Annotated in this window: 5 protein-coding genes; all 5 read right to left on the bottom strand. The window is 64.8% G+C overall.

What is annotated here, in order from left to right:
* On the bottom strand, positions 1-11,685 hold an 11,685-nt coding region (locus tag G4D87_RS16800), incomplete at its 3' end, for a DUF6531 domain-containing protein (protein WP_163783082.1).
* Between the two features lie 112 nt (positions 11,686-11,797).
* Positions 11,798-15,931, bottom strand: coding sequence for an RHS repeat-associated core domain-containing protein (locus tag G4D87_RS16795; RefSeq protein WP_163783081.1), 4,134 nt, complete (start codon positions 15,929-15,931; stop codon positions 11,798-11,800).
* Between the two features lie 8 nt (positions 15,932-15,939).
* The gene (locus G4D87_RS16790) at positions 15,940-16,338 is read right to left on the bottom strand and encodes a hypothetical protein (RefSeq protein ID WP_163783080.1); all 399 of its coding nucleotides are present in this window, start codon (positions 16,336-16,338) and stop codon (positions 15,940-15,942) included.
* Positions 16,338-17,012 carry a peptidylprolyl isomerase gene (locus G4D87_RS16785; protein ID WP_205507613.1) on the bottom strand — a complete coding sequence of 225 codons (675 nt, stop codon included), beginning with the start codon at positions 17,010-17,012 and terminating at the stop codon, positions 16,338-16,340. Before G4D87_RS16785 ends, G4D87_RS16790 begins: the two co-directional genes overlap by 1 nt.
* A 236-nt stretch (positions 17,013-17,248) precedes the next feature.
* The coding region (locus G4D87_RS16780; protein WP_205507612.1) for a hypothetical protein at positions 17,249-17,680 on the bottom strand (432 nt) is incomplete at its 5' end.

Below are 17,680 nucleotides of genomic sequence, written 5' to 3'. Positions count from 1 at the left end.
TGCGGGAGACTGCAGTGATTTCAGTGCGCCACTGTCGTGATACTCATAAACAATCGCGCTAGTGCTGTCGCCATCTATCCAGAGGCGGTCGCGCAAGTCATAATCTAGTTTGCGCGCGACTGAATCGCCACCTCGCCGTTCGGTTGCTTGTCGCAACTGATCAAGGCCATTGAGCATGTAGTCGACTGATTCGATGTCCTTAAACGTCTGCAGCGAACCTGACGCATTTATTTGAGGGGGGCCTGGCTTGAATACTTCGCGAACAACACGACCGCGCCCATCGAGAACCCGCTCGACTCGCTCTCCCAGCGGGTTAAGCACCTCTGCAGTTCCGTTTTTCCAGTCCGTGGTCCAGTTAGACGTTCCGCGACTACGCATGCGCTCACGGCCAAGTGAATCGTACTTGAGCTTTGAGGTAGGCGTCACAGATCCTGCCGGAGGATAGATGTCGGCGATGCGCCCGAAGGCGTCATAGGTGTACTCGAAAGTTCCTATGTCAGCATTCGAGACCCGGAGCAGTTCACTGTTTGGACCATAGACATAGCTCCAAACTCTTGTTTCGGTTTGCGAGTCGGCAGCATGCCAGACCTGGGTAGCATTGCCAGCGTTGTCGTATTCAGCATAACGGGTGCTTCGGAAGTCGGAATCACGCCCATACCTCTCTGTTTCCAGGAGCCCCCGCGCATTGTATCCCAGCATTCGGGTACGCTGGTCGGGAGTTGTAATGGATTCGGGAAGCCCATCTTTACGGTAGGCGTACGAGGTTAGTTCCTGACCAAAGCGCACGCCTTTGACCCGCCCGCTTGACTCGTACGTCCACGTTCGTGCAGCAACGTTGGCATCAAATCCGAAGGGAACCTCCCACATCGATTTCCCATCGGCATAGAAGTCCCATTGGTCCATGCCGCCGCCCTGGGTGCGCTGAACAGCATTACCGAGGCTGTCAAACTGTGTCGTTACAGTCCTGCCTCCCAGATCCGTCGTGCCCCAAATCCACGAATCAACGACGGTAGCCTGTCGGGGAAGCCATTGCGTGCTCGTCTCGTACCGGTATTCGCGACCCTGTGAAGACCACGCTTCAACTTCATTCCGTGTGCGGCCACGGTCATCAACGCCACTTGCCCCTTCCCGAGACACCTCAAGCAGGGACTGGCCTTCCGCTGACTCGTGTCGCTTTACCCAGGTTCCGTCGTACCACGTACGAACAGTACGCGGCTCGTAATCCCCTTGTGCCCAAAGCTCCTCTTCTACCAGTCCGCGGGCGTTTCGAGTTTGGGTGACGATGGTGTCATGAGGGGCACGCTCCCTCTCTAGTCCACCACCGAGGTACTCGTAGTTCCACTCAGCCACTGCGCCAGCGGGACTGCTTGGGGCCAACGCTTGGGTGCGACGCTCCAGTCGCCCCAGATCGTCGTAGTACATGTGCAACTCAGCGTTGCTCTGAGGCCCGACTTGCCTGCGAATGCGGCCTTGCTCGTCATGATAGTACTCAACCGTGCCAGTGGCGGGGACGCTGGCCTTCAGGAGGTTGCCAGCCGAGTCATACTCCCATGTTGACTCTCGGCTGAACGTCGATGGATCGGTGTACTTGACCTGCCTGCCGAGCGTGTCATGGCTCCAGGAATGAACGGCCAGTTGCTCGTCCACGGTCTCCTGCATCGTTCGAACACGTCCAAGCGTGTCGAGAGTGTACGTCCTGACCTCCTGCCTATTCGAATCCTCGTCCCTGCCGTTCAGGTTCCTGGTCACGACAAGCGTTGTCGTCCCCGCGGACGAGTCGCTGTAGGCGCGCGTCTCAACCAGGGTTCTTGTTCCATGAACGGACTGAACTGTACGCTCATGCCGCGTCATTCGTCCCATGGCGTCGGCATATTCATACGTGTCTCGGAGGCCTGTCTCGTGGTCTTCCCGGAGCGTTACCCTCCCCGCCGCGTCGTACTCCGTTTGTGAATTGATGCCGCCATGGCTGTCCGCATGGCTGGCAACCTTTCGTTCGCGGCCAAGCGCGTCCACAATCGACTCAAGAATATGGGGCCTTGGGATGGACCCGTCCTTGAGTGAGCCAAATGTCCGCTCGACTACGGCGCCTGAAGCGTTCAAGACGACTGTTTCGACATCAGAGAATGAGCAATAGCCTGAACAGCCAGGGTCATTGAGTTTCGATTCGTACTCCCAACGGACCGCGCGCCCCAGGGCGTCGTAACCGATACGCGTCCGCAGTCCGTTGCTATCGGTTTTCTCAACAACCTTGCCGTCTTCATCGAGCGAGTAGGTATAGGCAGAGACCGTTTCGACCTTCTCTCCGGTCAACCGTCCCGCTGAGTCATAGACGAGTTCATGGAGCTTCCCGCGTTCGTCCCGGAACGAGCGCAACTGGGTCCCCACGTATCCCGTGTAGTGAACCGTCGCCGGCTGGTTGTCCCGCCCGTAGCGAACGGTTTCTTCGCGCTTGAGCCCTTCCTGGGTCACTGTCTTCCGAATCTGTGTACGGCCCCAGTGTCCAAGGGGTAGCGACTCAGTGACGGTTAGTTCATCGTCACCAAGCTCGTATGCGTAACTCCACTCCTGAGGCGGCTGCCCTGCAACGGTTCGCGTAAGCGCTCGCCCGACCGCGTCATAGACCACCTCCACCTGGGCCCCGGTGGTCTCATTGAACTCTGAGATCCGGTTACCCAGTCCGTCGTAGGTGTAGGCGACGGTGTACTGGAGCAATCCCCCAGTAGGCGTCTCGGTACCGTGAGCTGGGTGCGTCACGGTCACGAGCGTGGGGAGTCCAAGCGGCTGGGTGTCGTGCCCCGAGTAGGTCACCGTGTTCCCCTCCGAGTCCGTTCCTTCGACGACAACGCCGTCTGGGTCAGGGAACTGGGACGCGGTGAAAGCGATCCCAAAGGGCGTATCACTGATGGTGACGCCCATCGGATCACCCGCATCCGACAGTGGCGTGGCTACAGCGGCTTGTTGAGTGCCACCCTTGAGCACAGACATGCTCGTTACGCGTCCAGTGACCTCGTGCCGGGATTGGACGGACCAGAGTTCGGTCGAGCTGCCTACACCTGGCACTGGGATGCTGTTCGGAGGCGACTGTTCGAGCAGCTTGCGATCGAGCTGCATCCGGCTGTTGTGGTCGTTCCGGATGCTCCGCCCAGAGGGAGACACCGAGACGTCCATCTGCACAGGGCCGCCCCGAGCATCACTGCCCCATGCCATCGTGCTGGGCCCCAAATCAGGGACGCGCACTTCGTTCGTGTTCCCATAGGCATTGAGCTGGAGTGTGACTTCGACACCATCCGGCCGGTGGATCTTTCGCATCGAGGAATCAGGCGCCACGATGCGCCAGCCCGGGCTGGGCATCCCCGTCCCATGGACCGATGTCACGACTTCGTGCAAATCCACATGCGCATAGGTGCCTTGCGCTGCTTCGCGGACGTACGTCGCTTGCCACTGGATTTTGCGGTCGCCCCCCATTGGCGGGCTCAAAAGGTACTTTGCCGTCTTGAGTTCATTTGAAGCGATCCACAGCTTGTGCCCAGACAGTCCGGCAGGGAGTGGAAGGTACGTATACTCCCACGACTGCGTTGCATTCGAGCTCGTCCCCGGCGTTGCGCTGGGAAGCGGAGTGGACGTCCTCGTGACGCGCGTCAGGTTTCCGCGTGTGTCGTGCCCGAAATCCAGGCTGTGCAAGACATTCTGGTCAGCCACAAGGACCAGTTCTACCGACTTCAGCAGCTTGAACCCTTGGTTTCGCGACAGGTTTCGCAGCCGGTAGGCGATGGCGGGATTCGCAACGTCAATCGCATCGTAGTCGAACTCGAGGCGCAGCTTGCCGGGCGAACGCTCCACGGTATCCAGGAGCGTGTCCTCCGCGCGGTAGGTCAGCTTCGTCCATCCCTCGTCGCCCACTCGACCCCGACCGTCATGGAACCTGTCGAGCAGCCAGCGTCGCCGCGTCTTCGTGGAGGAGCCACGCGCCAGCGTTCCAAACTCGTAGACAAACCCATCAGGGGTCTTCACCTCCACGACGTTCAGGTCACCTCGCTTCACCAGCTTCACGTCCAAGCCATGTGAACGGTCGGTGGCGCAATCCGCCGCGGTGGCTGCCTCTTCGTCAATGGCACCGCACAACGGAACGTCATACGCCTGTCCCGCGAGTACGACGGTATAGCGTCCGATCTTCTCCTCTTGGACATAGCCCTCGTAGCTGTGCGTCCACCCCACTCCCGAGGGCCCCACTCGACTGCTCTGGTTGTTGTAGGTGCGCGCGAAGCGGACCACCTCGGCCATTTGCGGGACGGAGAAGTCCTCGTGCTCGAAAGAGAGGTGCCCGTCGGCCACGTTGATGCCCTGAATGGTCGCTTGCCCCGGAGCTCGGGCATTGGCCCCCTCAAAACTGCCTCGAGGCCGCCCCAGCCGCTGGACGAGCCGGCGAGGCTCGGGAAGCTCAATCTCCTGGATCAGGTAGAATCGTGTCCCGGGATCAGGTGCACCTGGCATGGCGACCAGATGCGCGGGGATGGGGAGATGGAAGAACCGGGCCGCGTTGAGCCCCATCTCGTCAAGCTGTTCGAGCTTCTGTTGCGCCGTCCCAGTTTCGCCTTGAATCTGGTAGGCGCCGTCGCCAAGCAGCGCTACGTCCGCTTGCTTGAGCAGGCTGTCCGCGGCGCAGTTTTCAGACGTGCAGACTTTCAAACGCCCTCGGTGAATGACACCCGGGTCGAGCGCAAACCGCGCAACGGCAGGAGTCGAAACGGGCCGGTCAAGCACCGCCTGACCTTCGTCATCGACTTCCACGGATCGTTGCGCCGTGAAGGCGCTACCCGCCTTCAACAGGTCGACGCGAGGAGCCACCCCCATCAGGTTGAACCGATAGAGGACGTTCTCGGCGTTTCCGCTGAGGTACAGCTCCATGTACAGGATGTCATTCGCAGCGAGGACGTCGTCGATGAACTCGTTGTCGCACGAGCCGACCAACGCACCGTTGTCCAGGCTGATGTCGCACTCCACGCCATACTGGTCGCTGCCAAAGCGAACCACGTAGTCACCCGAAAGCGTTCCTGCCCGGCCGGGGGCGTCGGGCTCCAGGAGCGTCGCGAGAAACCGATACGAAAGGTCGTCTACGTTCGCCTCGGGCGAATCGCCCATGACGGGGCGCTGGCTCGCCCCGCCTTGAGCAACGACCTGGGGATTGGTGAGGTCCAGGACGCGGAACTCATGCTCCCGGTCCCGGTCGTAGCGCAGAACGCGGAACCCATCTGGATCCAGGCTGGAGTAGACGTTCTTCAGCCCAAGCGCGTGCTGGGGCATTCCTGGCAGGTGCGAGCCTGTGGGCTCTGTAAAGTCAGGCGGGCTGCTATTTCGCTCGTTCGGAGCCAGAACGCCGTCGCCGTCGAGGTCACGCGGGAACACCTCATGCCCAACGACGTGGAGGTAGTAGTTGGCGCGAGGCAAGCTGCCCACGGTCATCTGCTGACCGCCAGCTCCGAGGATGCGCATCGCCGCCTGGAGCGCGGCGGAGCCTCGGCCTGGAACCACCCCGAATTGGGTCACCTCGGGTTGCTCCACGGCGGAGTTCGTGACGCGAACCACCCGTCCCGCCAGGGGCGGGACGCCAGCGGGCACGTCCTGGAGGTCCTGGCTCCGAAGGCATGCAGCCTGCTTGGTCGCGGAGGAAGCCGCACCTGGCCCATACTCCGAGCAGGTTTCGAGCAGCACTCCCGAGATGCCAACGTCCCGCACGACATTCGGGGTGCAGTTCGGGTTTGAGCCTCCATCCAGCCCGGAAGAAGGTCCGCATGGGGATGCGCCACCATTGACCCGGTCGGGCGGTAGCCCCGCATCCACCGGCGACGTGCGCACACCTCCGTCATCGCTACGCCACTCCACGGGGGCCATCGTCCGGACACGCCAATGGGTGTCCAGGTGGACGTAGGTGTCACGGGTCGTGGCCGCGCCGCCATGCCGGATGAGCGTCGGTGGCTGGTCCTGGCGGAGGCCACCGGCCTCTGCGCTTCGCCAGATCCGGACGTCGATCTCCGGTGGGAACAAGAACACCGGAGCGTCAATCCCAAGCTGTGCCACCGAGCACCGAGAGAGCTGCACGGTCTTCCCGAACTCCACGACCTGCAAAGGCCCGAGCTCATCGTCCTGCGCACAGCGGCCTTCCGCATCCAGCTCCTTCTTGGAGATGGGCGGAACGGGCAGCCGCGTCATCCCGGTGTGGCCCGTCGCATGGTTGACCGCGACGACCACCAGCGGCTCTCCCGCTGCCAACCGGAGGAAGTTGGAGTGGTTGTCCCGACACTCTGTTTCGTAGAACGCGCGATCCGCGGCGCTCAGGTTGCTGGGAGCCGGAGCGCTCGGATCCTGGACGATGGCGGGATTGAGCTCCCGGCATCGGTCGCGAATGACGCGCTTGAAGGGCGTCGTGGGGCCCATGCGAACGCGCGCATAGTGACCCTGCGGGTCGTGCTGTCCTTGCGGCGTTGGAGCGCACTCCGCATCGGCCACGCCCACGGTGAACTGGGCGATGGGGCGGGTCAGGTCCTCCCCGCGGAAGAAATGAACTTCCGTCTGGGCAATGTCCTCACTGGCAATCGAAACGTAGGCACCCGCATCCGGGCTGTACTCGCTGGACGCGTTGGCCTCGCAGTCATGGCGCAGCGGACGGCCTTCACGGTCAACGAAGTGCAGCGCTCCGTGAAGCAGTCGCGCGTCAACCAGCAGGTCCGCGCGGGTCTGCATGCCTGAAGAGACGTTGAACGTCGCCGAGCACGTCGGATAGCTGGCCGTCACCATGGAGTGAACGACCGGCGCGCCCGTGACGGTGTCCCGTCCGATCATGGGCCGGGAACCAAGTGGCACATCGGCGCAAGCGATGCCCATCGAGCTGCCGGCGGGTACCGTGACGGGAATGCCGTATTCGCCTGTATCGCCGGTAAGGCCACTCATCGTCGGGCCAGGCCCCGTGACAGTGACGCGCAGTCCCGGGAACCGCACGACCGAGTGCATCTCGACCGTGCCCGCGGTGGCTTGTTCATCCTTCGTGAAGACGAGCCGATAGAGGCCTGCCGTTGGGCCTCCATCCGCCTCCGTACCTCCATCGGAATCCGTTCCGCCGTCCGATTCCACCAGGGTCGCCTGGACGCGAAGGGTGTAGCTCCTCCGCTCGCTCCCCATCTGCCCGCCGAACGTGATCAGCGTGGTGCCGCGTGTCAGCTCGACGTTGCCCGTCAGCGTGACTTCCGTCTGGTCCTCACTCTGGCTGCTTGCCGCCCAGACCTCGCCCGCGGGCGGCGCAATCTCAGCGCCACCTTCGACCTTCGCAGAGAGGAAGGCATCGAAACGCTCGCCCCTGGCGCCAGCGGAAATGCGCGTCACCTGCATCGATACGGGCAGGTGGTACGGGAAGGTCACCTGGCGAGGAACGGCGATGAACTCCTGCGTGGCCTTCAGGAGCGCCACGTCGAGTTGCCGATCCTCCGGGGCACGAAGCGCTCCGACCACGGTCGCGGGCACCTGGTTCTGGATGGATTGATCCAGGCTGGAATAGACGTGGTTGCCATACATGTACTGCGCGTGCGCCGTGCCCAGGAGCGCGTCGAGCGCCTCCCGCCAAAGGGGCCCAAGTGGGCGCGAGGGCAACAGACCAGGGGGAAGCGCCCCTTGGATGCCTCCGTCGCTGGCGGAGCTCCCCTGCCCGCCCATGTCCGCCAGGGCCCGCTTCACGATGTCATCCTGCGCCTCGGTGAGCGCCATGTAGCCGATAACTTCCACGGACCGGAGCTCCAGCGGCGTCTCCGTCCGGATGAACGCACCGTCCGAGGACACCCGAGCCAGCCCCATGCGCGCCAACGTGTGGTTGCGCGGCTCGTGTGCGAGCACTACGGCATAGCGGCCCGCAGCCATCTGCGTGACGTTGGGGAACTGCAGCAGCAGAGGCTTCTGGACGCGGAGCCCCGCCGGCCCGATCTGCCAGATGGCGGTGGGCGTTGAATGGCTCTCCAGCTTCATCGGGAGCGTGACGACCTCGAGACGCGTCGCCGTCAGAGTCCCCTGTGTCTTCCCATCTTCGAACAGCAGCGTCTCCGCGGCGTCATTGATGGGCCCATCCAGGGTCAGGCCCTCATGACGCGGCGAGAAGTCCACGTGCAGCGCCGTGGTGGTGTCCACGCGAACCGCGCTGTCGGTATCGACGGCGGTCAACGCGATGGGGACATCCACTGTCTCCTCTTCGGCGGTGAGGGTCAGCAGCCTTCGCACCGTGGGGAGAGGCCTCCCTTCCTGGGTCGTCCCGCCCTCGAAGCGCAGGACCTGCGGCCCCGACACCGAGGTGATGAGAGACCAGTTTCCGTCGGCGCCCGTGCGCACGGACTCCCCAGAGCTCTCCATCACCACGCGAGTCCCAGGGAGCGGCTGGAAGCTGTCGTCCATCACGAAGCCCCGCACACGCGTGAGGGGCCGGCGCACGCGGAGTTCGCTCCGGAAGTCCGTCGCCTGCCCGGGCCCGATCTCCGCGGCCAGGTCTTCCACCTCGACCTGGAGCAGTTCGCTCTCGGGCAGCGGGGCGCGTGCGATGAACGTCGCGGTCTGGCCGCCTGGAGCAAGCGAATAGCCGCCCGGGAGCGGCGCCCCCCGGTGAAGTACCCGGAAACCGGCGCGAACCGATTCGAGGGTGGCTGCCTTGTTGAACGACACGCTGATGAGCGCGTCCGTCTTGACGTCGAGAGCGCCTGTCTCCGGCTGAACGCCCGTGACGACCAGCGGCTCCGTGGCCGGATCCCGGTAGAACACCGTCACGGAGCTCCTCCCCGTGAACCCCTTCACATCCGTCGCGGTCACCGGCAGGACGTTTTCGCCGAGCGACAGAGGAACGTCCGCGACATAGACACCGGGGGACTCCTCGGCGGCCAGGCCCGTGCCAACGCGGACCTCGCTCAGTGCCGCGAACGCCACGACGCGGGCGCGGACTCGGACGATGGAGGCGGAGGCTTCGCTTCCGCTGACCGGCTCAAGCACGGTCACCCGCGGAGGGGCATTCTCCACGTTCAGCACGACCTCCCGCCGCGTCTGGTTGCCTGCCCGATCACTGGCAACCACGCTCACGACGGTCTGCCCCATGGTCAGCGTCACGGGCATGCTGAAGCTTCCGCCCAGCACCGTCACGGGCACGCCTTGGACGGTGACGCCCGCCAGGTGGGTGTCGCCCACGGTTCCCTGAATCAGGTAAGGCGACTCGCTCACGGTGAGCGGGCTCGCGGCGGGGCGCGTCACCTCCAGCGACGGGGCGGTCCTGTCCACCTCGACGTCGCGAACCGTGCTCGCAGTGCGGCCATCCGCGTCGGTCACCACGAGGTTCAGCGAGTGCTCCCCCTCTGGCAGCGTGAGCGACTGGCTGAAGCTGCGCACCGTTACCGTCGCGCTGACGCCATTGATCTTCACGTCAAGTGGGAGCGTGCCCCCTTCCACCTGCCCCACCACGGCCAGGGTGGCGCCTCCCACCACCGCGTCGGGCGAGGGCATATCCACACGAAGCACGGGCGCGGAAGAACCGGTGCCGGCGTCTGTGCCAGGCGTCCCCGAGTCCACCGGCGGCTCACCGCCAGCATCGGAGCCGCTCCCGGCATCGGGCGGCGTCCCTGCGTCTCCTGTACCCCCATCCGGTTCGGGCACGACTCGCGTGACATCAATGGTGCTCTCCGTCCGAAGCCCATAGCCATCCATGGCAACGACCCGAAGCGTCTGCTGTCCCGGAGACAACTGCACGGTCCGGACAAACGCCCCATCCCCCGTGAGCGCCGCCAGCGCGCTCCCGACCACCACCGTCACGCTGTCCTCGGAATCCGCGACGGAGGCAGTGCCCCGCACCGTCACCGTGGGCTCTTCGGTCTGCAGGCCAGACGACGGCTCGGTCACCGTGAGCGTCGGCGCGACGCTGTTCGCGCGCACCTGGAGCGTGCGTGAATCGGAGAGGTTGATGGCATCCGTGACCAGGAGCTCCAGCGTGTTGCTCCCCTGAACCAGGGGGAAATCGACCTCGAAACCGCCGTCCGCCGCCACGCTGACGGGCGTACCGTTCAGGGTCAGCACCACGGGCGTCGTGTCCGTCGCCGTGCCACGGACCTTCACGGACTGGCCCCCGATGCGGGCACCCGCGGAGGGGCTGGTCACCACCAGTTGTGGCGGCGTGGAGTCCCTGAGAACGGTGACGGACGCGACGCCCGAGTTCCCCGCCGCGTCCAGCGCGGTGACGACGAAGCGGTTCGCTCCTTCGGTCAGCGTCAACATACGCCGCCACAGGCCATCCTCGCCGCGAACCAGGTCCTGGCCACCGACCTTCACACTGGCCACGACATGGGCTTCCACAACGGAGGCGACCAGCTCCACCTGTGCTTCCTGGGTCACATGGCCCGCGGCAGGCGCTTGCACCGTCAGCGCCGGCGGCACCGAGTCAATCGTGAAGGCGCGCTCGACCTCCTCCACGTTGCCCGCCCGGTCGACGGCGCGCACGACGAGCACATGCGGACCTTCGGCGGAAACACTTCCTCCGCTCTCGAATGGCTGACCGTCGAGGGTGACGGTCACCGTGTCCAGGTGGTCCTCCTCCACGGCGAACGTCAACACCACGGGACCGCGGAGATACTGGCCGTCCTGAGCCCCGCTGATGGAAATCACCGGCTTCTGGTCATCGAGCGTCACAGAGCGACAGGTGCGGCGGATGTTCCCGCACGCATCCCGAGCCGTCGTGACCAGCGCGTTCTGCCCAGGGAGCAGGGGAACCGCGGCGGTCCAGGTGCCCGACGTCAGCGTCGCGGCCACGCCATTGACCTCGACGCGCGTCGCATCCGCCCCCGCGGTGCCACTGGCCTCAAGCGGCGTACTCGCCGCCAGGGCGCCTTCCAAAGGCGACGTCAGCTCGAACTGCGGCGCCACGGAGTCGACATCCACCACGCGGACGCGAACCCCGGAGCCCCTGCCTCCCGTCAGCTCCACTTTCAGCGTGTTCGCCGCCAGCAGCGGCACTTCGAGGACGTGCGGACGACCGGGCCCCTCCTCCGGTCGCAGACGTATGACGACGCGCCCGTTCAACATCACCTGCCCCGCGAGTGCTGCGCCCTCCTTCGTCTCCACGACGAGCACGCCTTGCGCGCCAGGGCCGGCCCCGTGGAAGCTTCGCGTCTCACGCGTTGGGATGCCGCGGCCTCGCTCGACTGTCAGGTCGAGCACCGCGCATGGAAGCTGCGACAGCTGGGCCACGGATGCCCGGGCGGTGCTCCCCCCCGTGGCGCGCAGCTCCAGTTGATTGGTCGCCCCCAGCCACACGGCGACAGCCTTTCGGCCCTCGCCGCTGCTGGCACTGACGACACGCTGGCCGTCCACCAGCACCTCGGCGCTTCCCGGAGCGCCCTGCCCCTGGCCGTCCCCATGCTGGAGCGCGAGCAGTCCCCATTCGCCAGCCCGCGCCGTGAAGGACACCACGCTCGGGGCGCCTGATGAGTCGATGGGGCCCGCCACCCAAGCCGCGGAGTGCTCTTCCGTCGCCACGGCCGAACAGAGGTCGGCGGGCGCCAGGTCGCCAGTCTCGAGCGCCGCGCGCATGACCTTGGCGGCGGTCTCCTCGGGGAGGCGTGACTCCTGAGAACATGCGGCGACCCAGAGCCCCATCGCCAGAACCTGCAGCAGCCGACTCATCCGACTTCCCTTCTGTGCACGACGCGCCCTGGCCCCGCCACTCCGAGCGAGGGCACTCCCCAGCAGCTGTGAATCGAAATCCATGGTGGTGCCTCGCCCCGCTCCCCTGCCGTTACGGACTCGCGGCTTCACGCTGCGAGCCCCCCTGCTCCACGGCCCGCATCAGCTCCACCCCGTGCTGGGGATCCATCCCAAACGATGCGCCAGGCGCGGGATGGACATTCCAAGGGGGCGTGGCCTGCAAGCGAACCTGGTGGAAATTGGCCGCGCTCCGCGAGGCCTGCATTGGATTGTTTTGGGTAGCCACGTAGGGCGCGGCGCTGCGGCCCTGGACGGCGCTCCAGACGATGAATTCGGGATTCAAGACCCGAGGATCGGGCTGGAAGAAGCGCCCCACGCTCGGGTCGTAGGTCCGCAGGCCTTCTTCAAACAGGTCCGTCTCAGTGTCGTAGTACTGGCCCACCCTGCGTAGCGGTGTCCAGAACGGGGACGCGCCTGGCTCGAAGCGTCGGTACTCATAATTTTGAATGGCGACGCCCCGCCTTCGGGCGGCGACCGGACATGTGCAACCGACGGGCACTCCCGCGTCCGAGTCACACGCGGCGGCTTCGCAGGTCGCATTGGAGCGGAACTGGACGGCAATCTCCCCATCCGTGCCCTCGACCCAGTCACTCCAGACCATGCCGCGATTCGCGCCACTGTAGGGACCTGCGAGCTGGGCGCCCGTGCTTCCGTCCTTGAGCACGACGTAATCGTGGGATGCCTCGGTATCGATGAGGCTGAAAATCACGCGCTGCTGCACCTTGAGGGAGGCGCTTCGAACCGGTTGCTGGAGCCGGGTCAGCTCCTGGTCCAAGTCATCCGCATAGGGATTCGCCGAAGCCGAGTAGTGACTCACGCGGTTGACGTGGCCCATGGGGTCGTATTCGCCTGTCCCGGCGATGCGCCCGGAGTCATCCATCATCAGCACGGGCCGCCCGGCATGGTCCGAGACGATGAAATAGAGGCCGCACGCGGCGGCCTCGCCGTTGCGCGCACAGTCGGCGGAGGTATCCGAAAGGCGTGTCCACTGCGGAGTGAACTTGCCGCGCACCACGGCGACTGGCCTCCCGCCAAGCCACACGTAATCGTCTTCCACGAAGAAGTTGACGGGCGAGATGACCCGATCCCCTCCCCGGTCGGACAACAACTGGTCGCCCAGATCGTGGAAATACTCGTCACGCGCGCCGGTCGGATAGTCCTTGAGCCGACGCCGATGGAAGCCGTCGTAGAGGTACACGTAATACGAGGACGTCCACCCGACGCTCATGGAGCGCATGTGGCGATCACGCGTCCCATCCGCCGGATTCAGATTGAGATGCGCATGGTTGTCACCAGGCGTCATCCGGTGCGTGGCCTTCCGATTGACGTTGCCGTTGGGGTCGAAATAAAAGAAATCGGCGAACATCTGCCCGGGGCCCGCATACTCAATGAACAGATACTCGGGAGTGGATGCGCCGTAATACAGCGTCGAGTCAGTGTTTCCGTCTTCGGAGGAAGAGGTGCGGTTGCCTCGGCGGTCATAGACGTACGTTCTGGATGCGTAGGTTCCCCCCGTGGCGGCATGGTTCCCCGCGGGCCGGCTGGCGTGTGTCAGGCGCAGCGTCCGGTCATAGGTGAACTCCTCCGTCTGGGCCTGCTGCGAGTCCAGCACGCAGGTGTCCATTCTCCGCACCTGGTCCGCTGTCCACGTGTAGGTCCTGCTGTAGATGTCCCCGGTTCCCGTCCCCGGGCTGCTGGAGCCCATGGAGACCCGCAGCGCACGAAGGCGCCCCGTCAGGTCCGAGGCGGCGAGCGACGGAGGGACGTCCGCACAGGCGGCCTCTGATGAGGTGGGCGCCACGGAAGCGTCATCGCCCAGCATGTATTCCACCGAGCGGATGACGTCGTTCCGGACATGGTGCTGCTGATAGCCACGCAATCCGCCATAGGGCTCCCAGCGGACATCGCTGAGGACCCGGTGGGCTTGCCACACCGTTCCATCGTGGAGCGCCACCTCGACGGCGGAGACGCGGTCAGCGGCCGCCCCCACGCCATGAACGTAGGAGACCACCCTGCCGTGGGGATAGGTGATGGAGGCCAGGTTTCCATTCGGCGTGTAGCTGTAGTGTGTGTCCGGGTTGAGGTCGGGCCCCTGGCCGCATCCCGTGGCGTTGGCACGCACACGCAGCTCGCGGATGACCCGCCCCAGGTCGTCGTATTCGAACCACGTGCGTCCAAAGCTGTCATCTCGGAAGCGAAGACGGCCCATGCTCTTGAGCTGCGTCGGGCAACCCGCGGGCGGCGTCTCGTCGTTGTCGTAGCCCAGCTTGTAGTGCGTGAACGCGAAGTCGGCATCCACGTAGACCGCTTGCGTCATCAGCAGCCGGGACAGGTGGTCATAGGTATAGAGCAGCGGAATGTTGAAGGTGCTGCTCATGTAGGGGGAGACCTCCGCGATCTTGTTCCCCTGTGCGTCATACGCGTAGCGCATGGCGCCGTTCATGTGCGGCGGTGCCGCCCCCACGAGGTTGCCGAAGTCATCATAGGTGAAGGTGGTTGCCGGCTGGGTGCAGCCTTCGAAGGTGTCGCTGCCCAGGCATCCAGTTTTGATCGCGGCGACGTTGCCGTGCGCGTCATGCCGCAACAGCGTGCGCTGCCCCGTGCCGTCCACGGGAAATTCGTCCACGTGGATGAGTCGGTTGGCCCGGTCATAGGACAACGCGCTGCATGCGGGCGATACAGGACGGCCATCCCCACCGACGGCGCACCACGAAGGAGGCGCGTTCATCGCATGGCCAACCCCCGTCAGGTTGTCCGCGCCGTCATAGGAGCGTGCTGCCGTGTAACTGCCGGGGCCAATGCCCCACTGCTCATGCGTGGGACGGAGGTGTGCATCGGCGGCGAAGGAACGCACCCGCCGGGCCACGCCCGGCGCATCCAGGAACCGCTCCTCTTTGAGGGAGCCATCTGGCCAGTACGTGTACGTGACTTTCTCAGTCCAGACGGCGCCGGAGTTGTCCGCCGCCCGGGCCTTCCATTGGAGCGTGTCTGTCAGCGTGCCACCGCTGCAAGCCGCTGTCGGTGTTCCCGCGCGGTAGCAGTACACCTCGAAGTTCCCTTCGGGTCGTTGCATCCACGCAAGGTGCCCGGCGTCGTGGCCGTAGCGGGTCACCACGTCCACCTGCCCCGATGTGTGCACCGTCTGGGTCAGCAACCGGTTGCCTTCCCAGGTGAAAGCCGTGGTGACACCGCTGGGGTCGACACGTTCGGTGACGTTTCCGGACACGTCGTAGCCGTTGTAGCGTGTATCGACAGGAGTGCTCGTCGGGCCCGCGGGGAAGCGGGCAACGCGCATCAGGCGATTCCTGCGGAAGGCGGTCGTTTCGGAGTCAGCCCAGTAGAAATTCTGGGTGAGTGGATAGCTGGTGCCCGCCGGGCAGTCCGTCGCGGCCTCGCTCTCCACCCAGCAGGGGCCATGGGTTTCGAGCACCCTGCCGAGCGGATCCGGGCTTGTCTCTCCCGTGCGCTGAACGAAGTAGAATGTGCCAATCCAGCGCTTCTGCGCGGTCCAGACGGCCGTCTGCCGATCCATCACTCGCGTCCATCCGGAGCGGATGGTGGCGACAAGGCGGCCTGACGCATTGTACCGGTGGTAGGTCCGCGCCTTTTCCCCCGCGCTCCCGAAGACACTGGCCTTCTCGGAAGATGCCAACTGCTGCTGCCCACCCGGACCGTAGCTGTAGGTGAAGTGCTCTGTTTCGAGCGCCCCCGTGCCCTCCATGTCCTGCGCGCCGCGAAGAACGGACGTCCTTTCCATCGCCTCGGCGGGCGCGCCGGGCCCGGTGGCAGGGGCATGCACGTAGACCTCCCAGGCCTCTCGCTTGTTCTTGACGGCCCGCTCGTAAGCGGGAGTGCTCTCAGTGGCGCACGCCCACTCATGACGGACACTGCCCGGACTACAAGCCCCCGCCACGTCACAGGCGTCCACCGTCTGATAGACGCGGGGGACGCCGCCTGCCTCGGCTTGAGGCAGGGACGTGTAGGTCCTGGAGAAGGCCACCGGCGTATCCTGGCCATTGCCTCGGCCCGCGGACGGCTCGGCCACGGTTTGTGACCATGGTTCGACGCCGCAGCAGTCGCTGCCCGGCAGGCACAGGGCCTGCGCCCGGGCGCCTCCAGGCAGCATCAGGCCAAGCGCACCGACCAGCGAAATGGCTGTACTCACGAGCGGCTTCATCGAGGCTCCGCGACAGCGCCTGTCCAGCCTTCGGGCGGCATGCACACCTGGCCTCCGGCGGAAGGGTGAATCTGAATGCAGCGCCATTCCTTCGGGCAGGCCTCGTCCTCGAGGCACTGCTGGCTGCAGAAGTAGTCCTGGTCGAGCCGGGGCCCAGCACGGAGACAAAGCCGGGAGACGCAGTCGGATTCACCGCCCGCCGCGCAGCGCTCCCCGAGCGCCTTGGTGCGCTGCTTTGCCTGCGTGAACTGATGGTCCGCCAGCACCGCGTTGGAGACTTCGGGCTGAGCTGTCGGCGCGGCGCGTTCCACCGCGGCTTTTTCGCTGCATCCGACGAGGCAGAAGCTCAGCACACCGACGCAAGCGAACCGGAACTGAAGCAGGCTGAGAATCATCAGTCCTCCCCCCCGCCCGACACACCGTCTCCATGGGTTCCCGCATCCGAAGGCGGCATGGCCTCCGGGAAGCGCTTGACGGGGATGCGGGTCTCCAGGTCAGACATCAAGCGGTTCTCCGCCTCACTCCGTGCGTCTGCCGCAAGACGTCCTCGAACCTCATCGAACGAAGGACTCACGGTCTCGACCGGCGCGAGCGCCTGCACCACGTGAATGCCATACGGCGTCTCGAACGGCTTGCTCAGTTCATCCTTCTCCAACGCTGCTGCGGCCTCGAAGAACGATGGATGGACCTGCCCTTCCTGGATGATGCCCATGTCCGCCGTGTGTGCGGCGCCGGCTTCCCCCTGACTCGCCTCGCGTGCCACGAGTTCGAAGTCCTCCCCTCCAATGATTCGGGCGTAGAGGACATTGGCGCGATCCCGAGCCCGGCGTCGCGTTGCCGCATCTGCGTCGGCCGCAAGCCGCACGATGATGTGGCGTACATGGATCTGCTGGCGGGCCAACGTATCCTTCGAGGCCTCGAAGCGAGCACGCAGCGTTGCCTCACTCGTAGCGTCCTTGAGTTCATGCTGTAGCAGCGCCTGCGCTAGGATCTCACGGCGAGCTGCGGCGAGCCGTGCGCGGACGTCTTCGCGTTCATCAAGCCCCAGCTCGACAGCTTGCTCGGCCAATCGAGTGCGGCTGATAAGCGCGTCCACCTGAGACCCGTCGGTCACTGCGCTAGCTGCTCGTCGGGACGTGAACTCCTGAAGGTCGGAATGACGAAGCGCGGTCTTCCCCACCTCCGCAACGACATCGGGATCACGGCATCCCGTGGTCGACACAGCTGTCACAAAGAGAACACCCGCGACAAGCGTGTAAGCCGCCCGATGGGGCGCCCAGGCGCCCCGAATGGATGAGGTACGTTTCATGGCAGACTAATGTTCTGTGACTGAAGGCGCGAAGAGGAATCAACAGTGATTATTCTGGTGACGTCGAGCGCATCCAAGGTCACAACAGAAGCTTTGCGTACGACGATGAAGTCCCTGAATGTCTGCATTCCTGTGGGACTGGCGGGAATCTCCGTGGGTCGGACGTCGGACGCATTTCCAATTCTATTCTTGTTGTCAAAGACGAGGTCGCCGTAGAGGGCGGAGTTGGACTTGAGGAAAATCGTCCCCGCGCCGCCGCCATGGCCGGCCGCGGAGATGTTGCCCCAAGCGAATGCGCTGGTGGCCTCGTCATAGTAGACGGCCACGCGCCCTCCGCCGCCGCCGCGAGTCGAACTCAGGGCGTTGCCCTTTGCCTGAATTTCTCCTGTGCCAGTGAGTGCGCCCACCTCAACTCGGATGCCACCCCC

Origin of the sequence: Myxococcus vastator (assembly GCF_010894475.1) — a bacterium.
Classification (GTDB): Bacteria; Myxococcota; Myxococcia; order Myxococcales; family Myxococcaceae; genus Myxococcus; species Myxococcus vastator.
Note: the sequence above shows the minus strand (reverse complement) of the source record. Positions and strands in the feature narration are given on the sequence as shown.

Bases quoted from the DNA above. Each gene is read 5' to 3' on its own strand.
- G4D87_RS16790 (WP_163783080.1), bottom strand. From the start codon at position 16,338: ATGATTCTCAGCCTGCTTCAGTTCCGGTTCGCTTGCGTCGGTGTGCTG.